Origin of the sequence: Paraburkholderia atlantica, assembly GCF_009362785.1 — a bacterium.
Lineage (GTDB): Bacteria > Pseudomonadota > Gammaproteobacteria > Burkholderiales > Burkholderiaceae > Paraburkholderia > Paraburkholderia atlantica.
Genome location: NZ_WHNQ01000007.1, coordinates 81874 through 97715 on the forward strand (window position 1 = coordinate 81874; position 15842 = coordinate 97715).

General features: G+C 62.3%; 19 protein-coding genes. 6 read left to right on the forward strand and 13 right to left on the reverse strand.

Annotated features, from left to right (window positions below; genetic code table 11):
• Positions 1-93: 93 nt before the first annotated feature.
• Genes GCT19_RS12555 through GCT19_RS12575 form a run of 5 tightly spaced genes read right to left on the reverse strand, consistent with a single transcriptional unit; the run spans position 94 to position 5358 of the window.
• On the reverse strand, positions 94-474 hold the full coding sequence (locus GCT19_RS12555; RefSeq protein WP_035490051.1) for a potassium channel family protein: 381 nt from the start codon (positions 472-474) through the stop codon (positions 94-96).
• 52 nt (positions 475-526) lie between these two features.
• On the reverse strand, positions 527-1540 hold the full coding sequence (locus tag GCT19_RS12560) for a DUF2955 domain-containing protein (RefSeq protein WP_152852232.1): 1014 nt from the start codon (positions 1538-1540) through the stop codon (positions 527-529).
• Positions 1541-1547: 7 nt separating this feature from the next.
• Positions 1548-2681: an HlyD family secretion protein gene (locus GCT19_RS12565; RefSeq protein WP_152852124.1), complete on the reverse strand. Its 1134-nt coding sequence runs from the start codon at positions 2679-2681 to the stop codon at positions 1548-1550.
• Entirely contained in the window at positions 2678-4228 is a 1551-nt protein-coding gene (locus tag GCT19_RS12570; protein WP_321576798.1) for a TolC family protein, read from the reverse strand. Before GCT19_RS12570 ends, GCT19_RS12565 begins: the two co-directional genes overlap by 4 nt.
• Positions 4229-4245: 17 nt before the next feature.
• Entirely contained in the window at positions 4246-5358 is a 1113-nt protein-coding gene (locus GCT19_RS12575) for an AI-2E family transporter (RefSeq protein WP_026228051.1), read from the reverse strand.
• A 50-nt stretch (positions 5359-5408) separates the two neighbouring features.
• Between GCT19_RS12575 and GCT19_RS42715 the strand changes: the two genes are divergently transcribed.
• The 3 genes from GCT19_RS42715 (at position 5409) to GCT19_RS12585 (ending at position 6919) form a co-directional block, all read left to right on the forward strand.
• Positions 5409-5549, forward strand: a complete 141-nt coding sequence (locus GCT19_RS42715) for a hypothetical protein (RefSeq protein ID WP_018432201.1) — start codon at positions 5409-5411, stop codon at positions 5547-5549.
• Between the two features lie 78 nt (positions 5550-5627).
• Positions 5628-6278 (forward strand): FimD/PapC C-terminal domain-containing protein, encoded by a 651-nt coding sequence (locus GCT19_RS12580; protein WP_152852126.1) that lies wholly within the window; start codon positions 5628-5630, stop codon positions 6276-6278.
• A complete protein-coding gene (locus tag GCT19_RS12585; protein WP_152852127.1) occupies positions 6269-6919 on the forward strand; it encodes a Csu type fimbrial protein in 651 nt (216 codons plus the stop codon). Before GCT19_RS12580 ends, GCT19_RS12585 begins: the two co-directional genes overlap by 10 nt.
• Before the next feature lie 68 nt (positions 6920-6987).
• On the opposite strand, the gene GCT19_RS12590 is transcribed toward GCT19_RS12585, so the two are convergent.
• The 4 genes from GCT19_RS12590 to GCT19_RS12605 form a co-directional block, all read right to left on the reverse strand.
• Positions 6988-7389, reverse strand: a complete 402-nt coding sequence (locus GCT19_RS12590) for a GFA family protein (protein ID WP_152852128.1) — start codon at positions 7387-7389, stop codon at positions 6988-6990.
• A 93-nt stretch (positions 7390-7482) separates the two neighbouring features.
• Complete coding sequence (locus tag GCT19_RS12595; protein ID WP_018432207.1) at positions 7483-7911, reverse strand: YybH family protein; 429 nt, start codon at positions 7909-7911, stop codon at positions 7483-7485.
• A 144-nt stretch (positions 7912-8055) separates the two neighbouring features.
• A complete protein-coding gene (locus tag GCT19_RS12600; RefSeq protein WP_152852129.1) occupies positions 8056-8988 on the reverse strand; it encodes a hypothetical protein in 933 nt (310 codons plus the stop codon).
• Positions 8989-9051: 63 nt separating this feature from the next.
• Positions 9052-9447: a tautomerase family protein gene (locus tag GCT19_RS12605; protein ID WP_013089199.1), complete on the reverse strand. Its 396-nt coding sequence runs from the start codon at positions 9445-9447 to the stop codon at positions 9052-9054.
• Positions 9448-9917: 470 nt separating this feature from the next.
• Here GCT19_RS12605 and GCT19_RS12610 point away from each other — a divergent pair, with 470 nt between their 5' ends.
• Positions 9918-10496, forward strand: a complete 579-nt coding sequence (locus GCT19_RS12610) for a GlcG/HbpS family heme-binding protein (protein WP_227717596.1) — start codon at positions 9918-9920, stop codon at positions 10494-10496.
• Positions 10497-10617: 121 nt separating this feature from the next.
• On the opposite strand, the gene GCT19_RS12615 is transcribed toward GCT19_RS12610, so the two are convergent.
• The 4 genes from GCT19_RS12615 to GCT19_RS12630 all read right to left on the reverse strand — a co-directional run bounded on the left by GCT19_RS12615 (position 10618) and on the right by GCT19_RS12630 (position 14180).
• Positions 10618-11046 (reverse strand): YciI family protein, encoded by a 429-nt coding sequence (locus tag GCT19_RS12615; RefSeq protein WP_013089197.1) that lies wholly within the window; start codon positions 11044-11046, stop codon positions 10618-10620.
• Positions 11047-11173: 127 nt separating this feature from the next.
• Positions 11174-11824 carry a hypothetical protein gene (locus GCT19_RS12620; protein WP_152852130.1) on the reverse strand — a complete coding sequence of 217 codons (651 nt, stop codon included), beginning with the start codon at positions 11822-11824 and terminating at the stop codon, positions 11174-11176.
• Between the two features lie 143 nt (positions 11825-11967).
• Positions 11968-13038 carry a phosphate ABC transporter substrate-binding protein PstS gene (gene pstS, locus GCT19_RS12625; protein WP_152852234.1) on the reverse strand — a complete coding sequence of 357 codons (1071 nt, stop codon included), beginning with the start codon at positions 13036-13038 and terminating at the stop codon, positions 11968-11970.
• A 233-nt stretch (positions 13039-13271) separates the two neighbouring features.
• Complete coding sequence (locus tag GCT19_RS12630) at positions 13272-14180, reverse strand: LysR family transcriptional regulator (RefSeq protein ID WP_152852131.1); 909 nt, start codon at positions 14178-14180, stop codon at positions 13272-13274.
• Between the two features lie 138 nt (positions 14181-14318).
• Between GCT19_RS12630 and GCT19_RS12635 the strand changes: the two genes are divergently transcribed.
• Complete coding sequence (locus tag GCT19_RS12635; protein WP_152852132.1) at positions 14319-15083, forward strand: SDR family oxidoreductase; 765 nt, start codon at positions 14319-14321, stop codon at positions 15081-15083.
• Positions 15084-15314: 231 nt separating this feature from the next.
• Positions 15315-15617, forward strand: a complete 303-nt coding sequence (locus GCT19_RS12640) for a DUF4148 domain-containing protein (protein WP_152852133.1) — start codon at positions 15315-15317, stop codon at positions 15615-15617.
• Positions 15618-15842 lie beyond the last annotated feature (225 nt).

Consider the following 15842-nt stretch of genomic DNA (forward strand, 5'->3'; position numbering starts at 1 on the left):
AGGGAAGCATACCGCGCGCCAGCCCGCCGTCCCGGCGACGGCCACGTGGATATCGCACGGCCGGACTGTGCCCGCACGCGATACCTTACCTCGCTATGCCGTCCTTTGCGCCCGATGCGCGGCCTCCTGCACACCCCGTACCGCCGCGGCCACGATCAAGCCGGTGAATACCACGCCGATCAACCCGAGGCATGCGGCGTCGATCCGGCCGAACGACGAAGTGGGCACGACGTCGCCGTAGCCGATAGTAAGCGCCGTGATCGCGCAGAAGTACACCGTTTCGCCCAGCTGCGACGGTGTGCGGTTCGCGGTCTCGACAGGCGCGCCCCAGTAGTACATGCCAATCGTCAGCAGCACGAATAGCAGAAGCAGGCCGATCAGAATCGCTCGCAGATACCACACGGTGATCGCCATTTCCTTCAGGATCTCGCCGGCCCGAGGTCGGCCCGCGCCTTCTCCTGTCGCATTTCCCATTGCATGCTCCTGTTGCGATCACCGGGTCGGCTTTGCGGCATCACGCACCACCTCACTCCACACGGCGGTGTTGCTCGAAAAGCAGCAGCATCAAACATGCGTAGATCGTGACGGCCAGAAAGAGCCCCATTCGCACGGCAAACGCGGTGTAGACATCCTTGCCCGCCACGCTGTCCTGCACCGATTGCCCGAGCAGAATGATCATCGTCACGAGACTGTTCAGCCAGAAGCCCGGCGAGCAACGCGTCGGTTGCAGGCCGTACAGCTTGCGCCCCACCAGCAGGCCGAACAGCAGCATCCATAGAAAGAACATCCACAGATGCGCGAACAGCCTCAGCGCAAACCAGAACGCGATGGCGAGCAGACCGCCGAGCAGCGTCGAGCCGATCAGATCGCGCGCGGCGCCGCGAGCCGAGGTCGTGCAGGTTTGTCTGCCGAGGCTGACGGACTTCATGATGATCGGCATGTAGTTCGCCGGATCGGTCATCGCGAGCAGATAGGCCGGCATCACGACGAGCGCGGCACGCAACGCGATATAGGCCGCCTTGTCTTGCGCCAGCGCTGCCGCCGCGGGCTGTTCTCGTGCGTCCATGCGCTCGGGAAACAGGCTGTGCGCAAGCGTCGACACCAGTACGGCAAGCAGTAGCCCCTTCGCCAGCGCGCCGACGACTGTCAGGGCCAACTCGAAGTCGGCCGTGCCCGCGGCGGAAATCATCGTCAGTCCCGCGACCAGAAAAGTGGCGACGAGATTATTGCCGCCGCGCAGACCATAACGAAACGCGCAGAACAACATCAGGCCAACGATTAGCACGCCGGCCAGCGCGTAGTGACGCAGCAACGGAACGAGCAGCAGGCCGCTGCCGGTGGTCGACGCCACGACCAGCGAAAGAATCACACCGGCCTTCAACGACAGCGGACGATTCTGCGTGGCCAGCAGAAAAACCGTGAATACCGGCGCGACGACGGGTATCGGAAAATCGAGTCCAAAGCTGACGGCAACTGCGATCGCCGTTCCGATGGCAACACGTATCGCGCGATAACCGAGGCGCTGGGTCACGGGCTGCATCGGCTTCTCAATAGACATAGGAAAGCCAGCTCATCAGCCGGATGAACGCGTGTCCCAGCGGATTGAGCGGATTGCCCTGAGTCGGAAACGCCATCACTTCGGCCTGGCCGCCCACCCGCAGATCGCGCAGACGCGCGCGCTCGCCGTCGTCGAATTCGACGATCACCGGAAAACGTTGCGCGGGACGCAGCCAGTCACGGCTATTCTGGACGGTGGGCAGGCTGCCGGCCGGCGTGGTCTGTCCGACGCTCACGCCATAGCCGACACTGCGAACCCGCCCGTCGAACACTTCACCGGGCAGCACGTCCAATGCGATCTCGACGCGCGTGCCGGGTTTCAGATGGCCCAGATTGTTCTCCGTCATGTCGGCGCTGATCCACACGTCGCGGATCGCGATCAGCGTCATCACCGGATTGCCAGCCGCCGCGAACTGACCGACTTCCGTGCGCAGATCGGTTACGACACCGCTCGAACGGGCCCTGATCCGCGCGTTGGCGAGATCGAGCTCGGCCTTCTCCAATGCGCTGGCGGCGCTGCGCAACTGCGCATTCTGCGCCTCGTGTCCGCCCTGTTGCTCCCGCGCGCGCTCGACTTCGGCACGCGCTCCGTCGACCTGGCTTCGCGCCTGTTCATGCGTCGCCCGCGCGACCTCGAGACGTCGCAGCGAAACGGTGCCCTCGTCTTCACGATAGAGCCGCTCGAGACGGTCGCTGTCCTGGCGGGCCTTGACCTCGTTCGCGACGGCGGCTCGCAACGCCGCGAGTGCCGACTCGATACCGGCCGTGCTGGCCCCGACCTGACGGCGCGTCGACTCCAGATCGGCGCGCGCGCGGTCAGCGGCAATCCGGTAGGGCTCGCTGTCGACTTCGAACAGCACGTCCCCCGCGTTGACCTCCTGGTTGTTATGGACGAACACATGGGTCACGCGTCCCGACACCTCGGCGGCGACCGGCACGACATAGGCCTGAATCCTTGCCTGCTGCGTATACGGCGTGAAACGATCGGCGAGCAGATACCAGATCAGGCTCAGTACGATCAGACAGACGACCACCTTGACCGCCCTGCCCGAAGGGTCGGCGGCGGGCGCCGGCTTCGGCGGGGCGGCGGCTTGAGGCTCGCCGGTATCCTGCGTATCGCTCATCGTGACATCCCTTCGGCCTGCACAGGCGAACCGGAAGACGGCGTCGCTTCGTCGAGAAGGTCGCCCCAATCCGTGCGTTGCCGCATCTGCGCACGTGTCGCCGCGTCGACGAGCGGCTGTTCGGTCTCCCAGCCGCCGCCGAGCGCCTTATAGAGCGCGATCACACTGCCGAGCGCATTGCTACGATTGACCACGTACGCGTCCTGCTGCGCGAACAGCGCGCGCTGCGCATCGAGCACCCGCTGGAAGTCCGAATAGCCTTCCCGATAGATCGTATTGGCGAGCGTCAGCGAGCGCCGCGCGGCGCCTTGCGCGTCATTCAGAATGGTGTCGCGCTGCAACGCGGCGATCAGCGCGGTGGCGGCATCGTCGGCCTCGCGCGCCGCCTCGCGCACCGTGTTCTGATAAGCGACCGTCAACTCTTGCAACCGCGCGTCCTGGACGCGCACGTTGTTCGTGATCCTGCCGTAATCGAACACGTTCCACGTGACGCTCGGGCCCGCGGCAAAGAGCAGTGTGCTCGGTGCGCCGGCGAGCGAACTGGCGGTCCACGTCAGCGTGCCGAGCAACGATACCGACGGGTACAGATCCGCTTTGGCCACGCCGATCAGCGCCGACTGCGAAGCCATCTGATACTCGGCCGCGCGAACGTCGGGGCGGCGCAACAGCAGATCGGCCGGCACGTCCTGCAGCACCGCATGATCCACCAGCGGCACCACGCCTTCCTTGCCCGCCTGCACGTCGAGTTCCGGCAGCGGACCCGGCGCTCGCCCGATCAGCACCGACAGCGCATGACGCGCCAGCACGATCTGGCTTTCGAGGTCGGGGATGCTGCTCAGTGTCCCCAGGTACTGCGTCTTCGCCTGCTGGAAGTCGAGTTCATCGGATTCGCCGGCCTTGAAGAGCTTTTGAGCGATGTCGTAGCTGCGCTTTTGCAACTGAGCGTTCTCGCGCGCGATACGTAGCCGCGCCTGCGCGACCCGCAGCGTGAAATAGGTATCCGCGACCTGGGCGTGCAACAGAACCAGCGCATCGTCGCGGTTCGCTTGCGCGGCGAAGAACGCGGCGTCGGCCGATTCGATCGCGCGGCTGAAACGCCCCCAGAAATCCAGCTCCCAGCCGATGGCGAAACCCGCGCCGTACTGCACGAACGCACCCGAGCGCGGATTGGCGCCCCCCGAGCGCTTGCGCGCCGAAGCGAGTACATCGGCACTAACCTGCTGCACCTGCGGATAGCGTCCCGCAAGCGCGATGCCGAGCTGCGCGCGTGCCTCGAGCACGCGCAGTCCGGCGATCTTGAGGTCGCCGTTGTTCGCGTCGGCTGCGGCGATCAGACCTTCGAGATTCAGGTCGCCGAAGATCAGCCACCATTGGCGCACATCGGGCTGTGCGCTTTGCTGCGTGACCTGCGTGATCGATCCGCTGCTCCAATGCTCGCTCCACGCTTCATGCTGCGGCTTGAAATCCGGTCCCACCCGCATGCATCCGCTCAGGCCGAGCGCCCAGAAAAGCGCTGCGATCCCGTACGGACGCGTGAACGGTGACACGGAGCCATCCTCGCGCTTCAGGTCTGCTTCTGTTCGTGGATCTGCGTGGTTTGCGTGGGTTGCGGCTGGTCTCGGACCCAGCGCCAGAACAGCTGATAACCGACGGCCAGCATCACCGGCCCGACGAATAGCCCAATCACACCGCCCGTCACCATGCCGCCGAGCGCTCCGATCAGCACGACCGGCATCGGCACGGCGACGCCGCGGCCCAGCATCAAGGGTTTGAGCACGTTATCGGCGAGGCCCGCGACGAACACATAAACCGCGAAGATGATGTTTGCGGTGCTCACGCCGTCCGTGACGATCACGAAGGCGATCACCGGAATGGTGATCAGCGTGGCCGGCAGTTGCATGATGCCGAGCAGCAGCACGGCCAGCGCGAGCAGCCCCGCGCCGGGTATCCCCTTCACGACGAAGCCGATGCCGATCAGCAGCATCTGGATAAACGCGATGCCCACCACGCCCTGAGCCACCGCGCGAATCGTCGCCGTGCACAGATCGGCGATCTGAACGCCGTTCTCGGGGCCCGAGATGCGCGAGGCGATCTGCACCGCGCTGTGATAGCCCTTCTCGCCGTGGGCCATCAGGATTCCCGCGATGATCAGCGCGACAAAAAATATCACCAGCCCGGCGCCGAGGCCCGTCACCGTCGCCAGCACGGCAAGGCCGGCCTCCTTCAGCTGCGGGGCGAACTTATGCGCAAGGCCGGTCAGGTCCGTCGATGCCTGTAGCCAGAAGTCGTACACGCGCTGGCCGACTATGGGCCAACTCGCCACCGACTCCGCGGGAGGCGGAATCTGGAAGCTACCGCTCTTCGCAATGGCTATCGATTTCTCGATCGAATCGGCGACCGCGAGACCCAGCGCATACGTGGGCACCAGAATCACGGCAAACGCGACAAGGATGATCAGCGTGGCGATCAGACCATCCTTGCCGCCGAGCGTATGGCGCAGACGGACCTGCAGCGGATACAGCGTGATCGCCAGAATCACCGACCAGGCCATCAGGTTAAGAAACGGCGCGAAGATCCGAAAGCAGAACACGGCCAGGATCGCAATGAGTCCGGCGCGGATCAGCACATCGAGCATCTCTCTCGCAGGCGTGCGTTGGGAAAGCGGTGTGAGCAGCATAGGTTCCTCTCCGGCCAGGTCGCGGCGCGGTTGCGCGGCGACACCGTGATATGCCAGCAATCGCGAAAACTCAAACCCACTGGAACGTTTTTGACGCCAATACCAAGGCCTGCCTGCAATTCCGGCATCTTCAGGAAGAGAATCGCGCCGGTTTCGTCGTCGGACAGAACGCGGCGTTCCACTACTATTGAACCCGCACCTCAAATATTCAATTGGACTTTGGTCTCATAGCCTCGAGCCGCCCCGCGTTCAACTCGCGGACGACAATCATGGAGAACACCGTGAGATGGATCGTGATCGTCGCCGTTCTGCTGGCCTTGATGCCGGGCGCGCCGGCCCGCGCCGCCGGGGTCGGCTTTCAGAAGGTCGACATACCGAACGGCGCCGAGCCGCCGCTCACTGCCGGAATCTGGTATCCGACCGATGCGCCGGCCACACCGCACGCGGTCTCGACCGATGGCATAGCCGGTGTCCCGGTCAAACTGGAAAACCGGCTGGTCGGCAGCACCGACGATCACGGCCTGCTGCTGGTCACACCACTGAACGCATGGCAGAACAATGATCTGTCCATAGATCCGCGAGCGCTTCCGGCCGATGTCAGCGTAGAGCGCGTGCGTATGCAGGCGGTACCCTCGACAGGAAGCGGCATGCTGGCGCGCTTCGAGATCCAGACCATGCTGATGCTGGACTTCTCCGTGCACAGCGTCGCCGGCGAGGCGATTCCGGCGGGCACGCAAGCCGTGCTCGACCCCGGCAACGTCCCTGTGACGATCGGCTATGACGGCCGCGTGTTCCTCGAGAATCCGCCCGCGGACGCACGGCTTTCCGTACCCTTGAGCACCGGTCGGTGCGTCGTGGCCCTGCCGGCCCAACTGCCCCAACACGGCCGGATCGACCTCGGAGATCAGCCATGCCGATAGCCCGCGCATTGCCGCGCAAGCCGACCGCACTGATGATCTGGCTCGTGGTCGTCGTGGCTCTCGCGCTTCATGCACCGCTGGCTCACTCGCAGTCCTGCTATGTCAGCGGCGCGTTCGGGATGAGCTTCGGCACCGTCAGCAGCAGCGGCCGCGCGGCCACGTCCGCGATAACCGTGAACTGCCAGCCAGACTATTCGGGCGGCCAGACCTACTACTACCAGGTCTGCCTCTATCTCAGTTCGTCGGGTGTCAACGCGACCTTCGAATACGGCTGCTGGGTCGCCGCCACCGATATCGACTTCGGGGCGGTGGCGCCGCCTCAAAGCCAGTTGCGCGAGAACGGCAACATCCGTGTCCAATGTGCGCCGGGCACGTCCTGGCGCGTGGGCCTCGACAATGGTCTGAATTTCGATGGCTCCATGCGCCGCATGTCCGGACCGGGCGGATTCGTCCGCTATCAGCTGTATCAGGACGCCAGCACCACGCAGGTGTGGGGTAACGATGATGCAAGCATGGTGGCGGGAACGACCGACGTTGCCGGCAACACGGCCTCGCTGACCGTTTATGGCCTCGTGCCAGCGCAACCCAATCTCGCGGTCGGCGATTACATCGATACGATCGTCGTCACGCTGTACTACTAGGAGAGAGAAAATCCTTCTGATAGCGCATGACGAGCAGGCGGTTGCGCCACTCGCAAGACCGCGCCGGTTTACCCGAATTCGTCGTGTTGCGGCAGTTGATCAGTGATCGAATACCACGGCGCCTTTGACCCCACGAAAATGTGGGCAGTGGGAGAGATGGTAGGCGAATCCGTGAGTGTTCCCAGTGTGACGTGAACGTATTCACCGTTACGAACCACCGAGAACATCAGGCTTCCGCATATTTTGCAGCGCACATCGTGCGACGCGCGCTGATCGCCGAAAATCAGCAGGCTGTGTTCACCCTCAGTGATACGCAGCTTGCCGCGCTCGATTCCCGCGAAGGGTTTGAACGCCGAGCCGGTTGCGCGCCGACAGTTTGAACAGTGGCAGTTCAACGCGTAGACGAATTCGTCCTTTACCGAGTAATGGACGGCACCGCAAAGGCATTGGCCGGCAAGCAATGGTTTCATGGCTGCTTTCAGAAAGAAGGTATGTCGCTAATGGGAAAGTCGCGCAGCCATGATTATTCGCGAGTCGAAGCGCGCTGTCGAACCGCCAGACCGCTAGCGCCTGAAAATCACCTGCGCCGTGCCGGCTTCGACCGGAGAAGAGGTGTGCTGGTGGACGATCTTCCATCCGTCGGCCTGCTGCCTCAGCGTCATGGTCAGGCGATTGTCCATCGCACGCAGTTCCTGGCCGTTCGCGTCGACGGCTTTGTATGTCGCGAAGGCGTGAATGACGGCAAGGTCCGCGGCGGCCATCGTTTGCGCCTCGCTAAAATCGACGATCACGCGATCCGCACCCAGCGAACCGAACCAGCCCTCCGCCATCGCGCGCCACGATGCGATGCCGTTGTACGACCATGTACCCCACATGTCGAAGATCACCGCATCGCGGTCGTAGAGCGCGACGAACGCGTCCACGTCTTTGGCCCATACCGCGGCTGTGTAGCCTTCCAGAACTTGCAGGATCGGATGGTCGAGTCTGTTCACAGTGTGTGCTCCTGAGTCGGATTACGAGGGGTTCCTGACCGATTGTCTTACCAGCTAACGACGCTCGACGCACCACCCGATCGACATCCAGGCGAAAAAATCTTCAACGCGTGATGGCGTTGCATTGATCAGACGCCGCGCTCGTCACTGGGCGGTCTGCTGACGTTGATACTCGTTGTGCTTCATCTGCATATAGTCGGCGCGGCTGACCTCGTGCAATTGCCGCGGAAACTGCTCGGTCGCATCGAACCAGTCAGCCAGACGTTTGTCGAGCCGGGCGTTGGGCGGGCTGGAAAGCGCGCCAAGATAGGCATCGATGGCGAGGAAATAGCGCATCGTATTGCGTTCGACCAGGCCGCGCACGCCGCCGATGTATTGCGGCTCGCTCGTCGACGAATCGGGCGTCAAGGAAAAGCCGACCTTGTCGCTGCCGATCGTCGCCAGATAGGTTTTCATCGCGATCCGTCCCGCGGTGCCGTATCCGTATGCGTAGGTCAGGTGAATAAAGGTGCGGTTATCGCCGACCGGGATCGCTTCAAGCACGATACGGTAGTCTTTCGTGCTCAGCGGACCCGTGGCCGCGGAGAGCTCGACGCGAAAATAATCAGCGGTGCTCGCCACCGGGCGAAAGTTGAATTGCACGCGGTACGACGACGAAAGAGTTTCCTCGGTCTTCTTGCCGATGTTCACGGTGAGGACCGTCCCGCTATCGCTAATCGACGCGTGGCAGTATTTGGTGTTCAGATGCAGGATCAGCACGTCGCACCAGTTGGCCGGGCCCTGAGCCGGGTCGCTGAGCGCGCCGCTGACCGCCGCGAAAGGATAGTTGAGCACACCGTAGATATCGCCCTTGAGCGCCGACGGCAGCTCCTGAGATTCGAGGTACAGCGGTCGATGAAACGGGTTGTGCGCGAGTTGCTGCGTCAGACTTTGATATTTCTCGCGCAGGCGGGCGGCGCTGTCGTCTGCTTGCGCGACGACGCTGTGACATAAGAAACACAACACCGTGGCGATCAAGACGATCCACCACGGTCGCGTCCGTCGATTCTCCGCCAGGGATGTGGCAAGCCTGCTCATGGTCCTTCTCCTACTTTGGCTCAGGTTGTGGCGCAGCGGATGCAGATCCGATCCGGCGAAGCCTCATCGCTGGCCCGGCTCCCATTCCGGACTGTAACCTCCGAGCGCCGGGTGATACATCTCGTCGCCCGAGTGCTGAGTGAATTCAACGTTGAGCCGGTCTTGCCGCAAGCCCAGAATCTCGATGCAGAGCGAGCAAAGGGCTTTGGCCAACTCCATGCGCAACTCAGGCGGCCGCCCTCTTCTGATATCGAGCATCATCAACGCAACCGGCACCGGCTCCCCGCTCTCCTCCGCAATGCGCCATACGCTACCCGGACCGAGTTCTCGTATGGCCACGCTGATTCGCCTGACATCGACCGACATCATTCGGGCATACGTCTCACTCATTTTCGCTGCGAGCAGTCTTTTACTCTCGACAGAGTAGTGATCGTTTACATCAAGTTGCAGATAAGGCATCGCGTCGATCTCCGAGGAAAGTGTTTCGCACGCGCCAACTATATGCCGCGCCATCCAATCCATCAAAACCATCGCCATCACCATGACGTTTCTGACGTGCCGCGTGGCTGACGTGGACTCTGTTTTGGCCATTCCCCTTTGCATGATGGTCTTCACTATTTACACGAACTCTCAGATCAGCGAGATACCTTCGCTGCCATGAGTTCGTGCCCGCATCCAACAGCAATGAGTCGCTTGTTTCATCTGCTGTCCTACTGTTTGTCCACCTTCCCGCCCACAGCGCGCCTGCTGTCAAATCGATCGTCAGGAGAATCGTCATGCGTAAGATGCTTACCGTCGCTGTCGCAGCGTTTTGCATTGCGTCCTTTTCGCAAGAAAGTCGCGCGACTGGCGACGATGATGTCCCACAAGCCCGATGCACGCTACCGCAAGGTACCGTCGCATTGGTGGAAAGGCAGTTGCATACGGTCGTGAACCTGCCCGATGGCAACGGCGGGATCTTCAAACCCAACCGGATGTGGGCGGCCATCGTCGATCGGCAGGGACATCTCTGTTCGGTGATCGTGACCGGGGACGCCTGGCCCGGTAGTCGGGCCATCGCCATCGCGAAGGCTTATACCGCGAACGGTTTCAGCAACGATGCACTCGCGCTATCCACGGCAAACCTCTACGCGGCCACGCAACCGGGCGGCTCCCTTTATGGACTGAATAATTCGAATCCTTTTGACGCGCGCTTCCTCGAACAGGGCAGCGGCATCGGACACACGCTTGGCGGCGTCATTACCTTCGGCGGCGGCGTCGCACTTTATGCGGGAGGGAAAGTCATCGGAGGATTAGGCGTGAGTGGCGATAGCGCCTGCGCCGATCATGCGATCGCGTATCGCATGCGCAAGCTCGCGGGGCTCGGCAGTGTCCCCGCCGGCCAAGGACCGAACAACACGGATAACATCGTCTACTCGACGAGCGGGTCCCCGATGGGCTTCGAGCATCCTCACTGCTTCCCGAGCGACCTGAGCGCCGCCAAGATCGAGCAGATACCTTCGCACTGACGGCAATCATCGCCCAATGAAGTTGGGCTTCCGGACAACGGCTCGGAAGCCCGCCTCGTGTCTCACACGGTCGTAACGGGATTGCCTGCGCATACCCCGCACGCTGATGCGGTGAGAATCGTCAACGCATCTGCCCGTCGATTTGCTTGCGCAGACGGTTTTCCTCTTCTTGAAGCTCGGGTGTAAAGGCTTCGCCAAAGTCCGCAGGCTCAAAGAACGGGCGAATCTCGATCTCCGAATCACTCATCATCGGATTCGGGCAGCGCTTTACCCATTCGATCGCTTCGTCCATCGATTGAACCTGCCACAGCCAGTACCCGGCAATCAATTCCTTGGTTTCGGCGAACGGACCGTCGATGACGCTGCGGTCCTTGCCTGAGAACCGCACGCGAACGCCGGCCGAGCTCGGCTTCAACCCGTCGCCGCCCTGCATGATGCCGGCCTTGACCAATTGCTCGTTGTACTGCCCCATCGCCGTGAGGAGTTCCGTACTCGGCATTTGCCCGGCTTCCGATTCGGGAGTTGCCTTGATGATGACCATGACGCGCATTTGAGTTTTCCCTGTGAAGACGAAAATGTCGGGAGGCAACAGCGCCTCCAGTAACTACGACGAATGATCAAGGGGGAAATCGACATGCGCAAGACACGCCTGCACGGATTTGCAAAACGCTTCTCCATCAGGGCAAGGGCGTCTGGCTGCGTTGAACATCGACATCGATACCCTGAACACGCAGCACGGGCTCCGCATCGCCAGGTACGAGGTGGAGTTGCGATGAAAACCGCACCTGCAAAACCGCGGCGAATGCGCGCTCGAAGGCGTTGGCATCGTTGTCGGCCGGCATGATCGCCGCAAGCGCCTTTGCGAAGCCGGATGCGCCTTCGATGTCGGCACGGCTGAAAGCGTCGCTGCCGCGCGAAAAGACGCGCTGCACGTCTTCTTTCAACTGCTGAAGGGCCGCGGCGACCTTTTCATAGACGTGAGCAGGCGCTCTCGCGTGGTCCCGAGGCGCGACTGTGCATTGCGCCGGCATGAATGCAAGGACGTTCCTGTCGATATCGACGCGTGCAGCAAGGGTCTTGATGTATGACGCCTCCACTGACGGACCGACGTCGCGCCGGCGACAGCACGCTTGCGCGCGCGCAGCACCCAGCATCGCGGCTGCGAAACACCGGAAATCCTGAAAGCGCAGATGCCTCGCGGCACAGTCGAGAACGGCGTCAGGCGTCAGTCCCAGCTCGTGAGCCACCGCCAGGCTCGTCTTCATCACGATCAGGACCAGCTCACCCCACTCGTCCTGACGACACCCTTTCGTCGAGTTCGCGTACATCGTAGGTCCCTGTATGCACGCTCCGGATACACGTCGCATCAGCCTGCTTCGTCAGCGACTCGCAACAGCCGCTCGCCACCGGCGAGATTACCGCGCCACATCGCCTGGGTTAGCCATCGCGGCGACACCGGGCGCAGTTCGGCTCACGGCACCGCGATCACTTTGCGCACCGGTTTGTCGCCTGGATCGGCGGGCCATTGTGAGCGGATCTTCGTCACCACCAGGTCCGGCAGCGGTATGTAGTCCAGCGCGTTGACGGTCGGTCCGCCATGACTCAACGCCCATTCGAAAAACTTCAAGGTGGCTTCGTCGTGGCCCGGCTGGTTCGGCGTCGCGGGAAGCAACACATAGGTCGCGCCCATGACCGGCCAGGCATCCTTGCCCGGCTGGTTGGTCAGCAACTGCGACAGGGAACCGGACCAGTCGGCGCTCGCTGCCGCGGCCTTGAAGGTAACGCCGCTGGGCTGAACGACATTGCCCGCCGCATTGGTCATGGCCACGTACTTCAAGCGGTTCTGTTTCGTGAAATCCCAGGCGACATAGCCGATTGCGCCGGGCAGATAGCCGACGTACGTGGCAATGCCCTCGTTGCCTTTGCCGCCGATGCCGAGCGGCCATCGCACGCTAGTGCCTTCGCCGACCCTGCGCTTCCATTCCGGACTGACCTGCGCGAGGTAGTGAGTCCAGATCAGCGTCGTGCCCGAACCATCCTGGCGACGCACCACGGCGATCGGGTAATTGGGCATCTTGATCTTTGGGTTCAACCGCACGATTGCCGGGTCGTCCCAGAACTGAATCTTGCCGAGATAGATTTCAGCGATGACCGGCCCCGTCAGCATCACCTCGCCGGCTTTGAGCCCCGGAAGGTTCACGACGGGCACCACGCCGCCGATCACGGTTGGAAATTGCCGCAAGCCGTTGCGGGTCAGTTGATCGTCGGTCAGTGGAGCGTCCGAGCCCGCAAAGTCGACTTCGCGGGCGATCACCTGCTTGAGCCCATCGGACGATCCTGTGCCCTGATAGATCACCCTGCTTCCACCCGACTTCTGGTAGTCGGCGGCCCAGCGGGTATAGAGCGGGGCGGCGAACGTGCTGCCGGCTCCTTTGATGTCGGCGGCGCAGGCTGCCGCTGCGCATGAACAGCAGATCAGACCAGCCATGATGGCGCCCAATGTTCTCACGAATGTCTCCCGTCGGTTCTTGTTCCGGGACATCGCTGATCCAGACCTGCCGATGCGTGAGCTTGTTGGAGGGCGACCGTGCCGGCGATTCAATTTGCAGCTTTCATCGGGGGTATAGCTCTCCTGCATTACGCGCCATATGGCACATTAAAGAACGGTGACAGGCCGAATTCCAGTTGAATCATGCTATCGAACGCGCCATACCAGGCGGCCTCTGTCCGCTATTGCAGGCATCCCGTTTCAGGGGTTGCCGACATACATCCCCTTCACGTCTTGTCCCACGGCGGCACGCCGGAGAACGCGTCGGCCAGGAAATCGATTGCCGCACGAACTTTTGCGCTCACGTGGCGACGACTCGGATACAGCGCGAGCACATCGATATCCGGCAAGCGGTAGTCGGGCAAGACCCGCAGCAGCCGGCCCGCGCGAAGGTCCTCGCCGATCAGAAAGGTCGGCTGCCAGATCACGCCGTGCCCGGCGAGCGCCGCCGCGCGCGCGGTGTCGCCGTTATTGGTGTGCATCTGGCAGCTCACCTCGACAGCATGCGTTTTGCCGTGTTTGTCGATCAGTTGCCACAGGTCCGCGGTGGCCGCATACGTGTAGCCGATACATCGATGTCTGAGCAGGTCCAGCGGCGTTTCCGGATGTCCCCAACGCTTCAGATACTCGGGCGATGCACACAGGATGTTCGTCGACGTCGCCAGTTTGCGGGCCGCGTGATCGACCGTGCCGGCGCGCGAGATGCGGATGGCGAGATCGAAGCCCTCCTCGACGATATCGACGACGCGGTCTATCAGCGTGATGTCGAGCTCGACGTCGGGATATTGCTGCATGAACCGCGGCCACAGCGGCGCGAGATGCTGAATGCCGAAGCTGACCGGTGCATTGATACGCAGCCGTCCACGCGGTTCGATCGACGTTGTCGACACGAGTCCTTCCGTTTCGGCAACGTCTTCGAGAATGGCCTTGCAGCGCGAATAAAGCGTTTCGCCGGCCTCGGTAAGAGACAATCTGCGTGAGGTGCGATTCAGCAGTCGCGCACCGAGGTGCGCCTCCAGGTCATTCACATAGCGGGTCACGTTCGCCGGCGAGGTTTCGAGCGCATCGGCCGCGCGCGCAAAGCTGCCCCGGTTGACCACGGTTACGAAGACCTCGAATGCGCGCAGCCGGTCCATATGGCGCTCCGATCATTCATAAAAACTGAATGATAACGCCATATTTTTGGTCTTTCTGTCTCAAGAGCGGAATCTTATAGTGCTTCTCAACGAGCCGACGCATCGGGCATCGGCCGATGATCAAACCGGAGATTCAACATGCATCGCTTGACAGGAAAAGTCGCTATCGTCACCGGCGCCAGCGCGGGCATTGGTCGCGCTGCCGCAAAATTGTTCGCCGCGGAAGGCGCGAAGGTCGTGGTGGCCGCACGCCGCGAAGCCGAACTCGAGACGCTGGTCAGCGAGATCGCTCGCGACGGCGGTACGGCTGTCTCGCTGGCGGGGGACGTGCAATCCGAAGAATTCGCGAAAGCGCTGGTCGCACTCGCCGTCAGCCGTTTCGGCCGTCTCGACATCGCGTACAACAATGCGGGGACGCTCGGTGAGATGGGACCGTCGACCGGCGTGTCGGAAGCAGGCTGGTCAGCGACGCTGGCCACCAACCTGACTAGCGCGTTTATCGGCGCCAAGCATCAGATTCCTGAAATGATCAAGCAAGGCGGCGGATCGATCATCTTCACGTCGACGTTCGTCGGCTACTCGTTCGCGTTCCCGGGGACGGCCGCCTATGCCGCGAGCAAAGCCGGGCTGATCGGACTCACGCAAGCGCTCGCGGCCGAATACGGCGCGCAAGGCGTGCGTGTCAACGCGATCCTGCCGGGCGCGGTGGACACGGAGATGTATCGCGGCATGAACGATACGGCTGAATCGCAGACCTTCGTGACCGGGCTGCACGCGCTCAAGCGGGTCGCAAAGCCGGAAGAGATTGCCCGCTCGGCGCTGTACCTCGCTTCCGACGATTCGTCCTTCGTGACGGGCACGGCTTCGTTGGTCGACGGTGGGGCTTCGATTACGCGCACCTGAGCTGTTCGACGGCGGCATCCGAGGATGTCGGCTCGTGTCCGGAAGTCTGGTATCGGATGCGCGGCCGGCATCAGCGCGTTCGGCCTCGTCGATCAGCGTCGGCTGATCGACGAGGCCGATACCATAAAAAATAAACGAACACTGTTTGGTTCCTCACCTAATCTTTGATCAGTTGACCGCGAAAAGCGAAGCGCGAGTCAGCCGGAGTCATTAACAAGGAGGTGGGCCATCATGAAGACGTTAGTCCACACAGTTTGCGCGGTCGCTGTCATGGCTTTGCCAATCGCATCGGTGGCACAGACCGAAAGCACGCTGACGCACGCACAAGTCCAGGCAGAGATCGCGCAACTCGAGCAAGCCGGCTTCAATCCGGCCAATGCGAATACCGTCGACTTTCCTACCTATATGCCGACCACCACCGCCCCTGCCGCAGGTCAGAGCAGCGGCTATGGCCCTGCGACCAGCGGTACGCAGCAGATGGGCCATCCGGCCGGCGCGACTGGGATGAAGCCGGTGTTCTTTGGCGGATCTTGAGCTTGCCCGTCTGACCAGCTCGACGATGCAGAGCATGCCGTCCCTGCCAGGGACGGCATGGAGAGTCGTGCTGTGCGCATTTGCTCAGCCGGAAATCGTGACGATGCGCTGGGCTATTGGAGTACGTGCCGAATTTCGCACACACCCGCACCGCGCCATATTGCATGGCGCCTGCTGAATTGCTAACCCTCTTTCGCTGAGCGCGCGGACGCGAACAGCTAACAC

Bases quoted from the DNA above. Each gene is read 5' to 3' on its own strand.
- pstS (WP_152852234.1), bottom strand. From the start codon at position 13,038: ATGTCCCGGAACAAGAACCGACGGGAGACATTCGTGAGAACATTGGGC.
- GCT19_RS12620 (WP_152852130.1), bottom strand. From the start codon at position 11,824: ATGTACGCGAACTCGACGAAAGGGTGTCGTCAGGACGAGTGGGGTGAG.
- GCT19_RS12575 (WP_026228051.1), bottom strand. From the start codon at position 5,358: ATGCTGCTCACACCGCTTTCCCAACGCACGCCTGCGAGAGAGATGCTC.
- GCT19_RS12585 (WP_152852127.1), top strand. From the start codon at position 6,269: ATGCCGATAGCCCGCGCATTGCCGCGCAAGCCGACCGCACTGATGATC.
- GCT19_RS12580 (WP_152852126.1), top strand. From the start codon at position 5,628: ATGGAGAACACCGTGAGATGGATCGTGATCGTCGCCGTTCTGCTGGCC.
- GCT19_RS12555 (WP_035490051.1), bottom strand. From the start codon at position 474: ATGGGAAATGCGACAGGAGAAGGCGCGGGCCGACCTCGGGCCGGCGAG.
- GCT19_RS12615 (WP_013089197.1), bottom strand. From the start codon at position 11,046: ATGCGCGTCATGGTCATCATCAAGGCAACTCCCGAATCGGAAGCCGGG.
- GCT19_RS12565 (WP_152852124.1), bottom strand. From the start codon at position 2,681: ATGAGCGATACGCAGGATACCGGCGAGCCTCAAGCCGCCGCCCCGCCG.
- GCT19_RS12560 (WP_152852232.1), bottom strand. From the start codon at position 1,540: ATGCAGCCCGTGACCCAGCGCCTCGGTTATCGCGCGATACGTGTTGCC.
- GCT19_RS42715 (WP_018432201.1), top strand. From the start codon at position 5,409: ATGCCAGCAATCGCGAAAACTCAAACCCACTGGAACGTTTTTGACGCC.
- GCT19_RS12590 (WP_152852128.1), bottom strand. From the start codon at position 7,389: ATGAAACCATTGCTTGCCGGCCAATGCCTTTGCGGTGCCGTCCATTAC.
- GCT19_RS12640 (WP_152852133.1), top strand. From the start codon at position 15,315: ATGAAGACGTTAGTCCACACAGTTTGCGCGGTCGCTGTCATGGCTTTG.
- GCT19_RS12605 (WP_013089199.1), bottom strand. From the start codon at position 9,447: ATGCCTTATCTGCAACTTGATGTAAACGATCACTACTCTGTCGAGAGT.
- GCT19_RS12630 (WP_152852131.1), bottom strand. From the start codon at position 14,180: ATGGACCGGCTGCGCGCATTCGAGGTCTTCGTAACCGTGGTCAACCGG.
- GCT19_RS12635 (WP_152852132.1), top strand. From the start codon at position 14,319: ATGCATCGCTTGACAGGAAAAGTCGCTATCGTCACCGGCGCCAGCGCG.
- GCT19_RS12600 (WP_152852129.1), bottom strand. From the start codon at position 8,988: ATGAGCAGGCTTGCCACATCCCTGGCGGAGAATCGACGGACGCGACCG.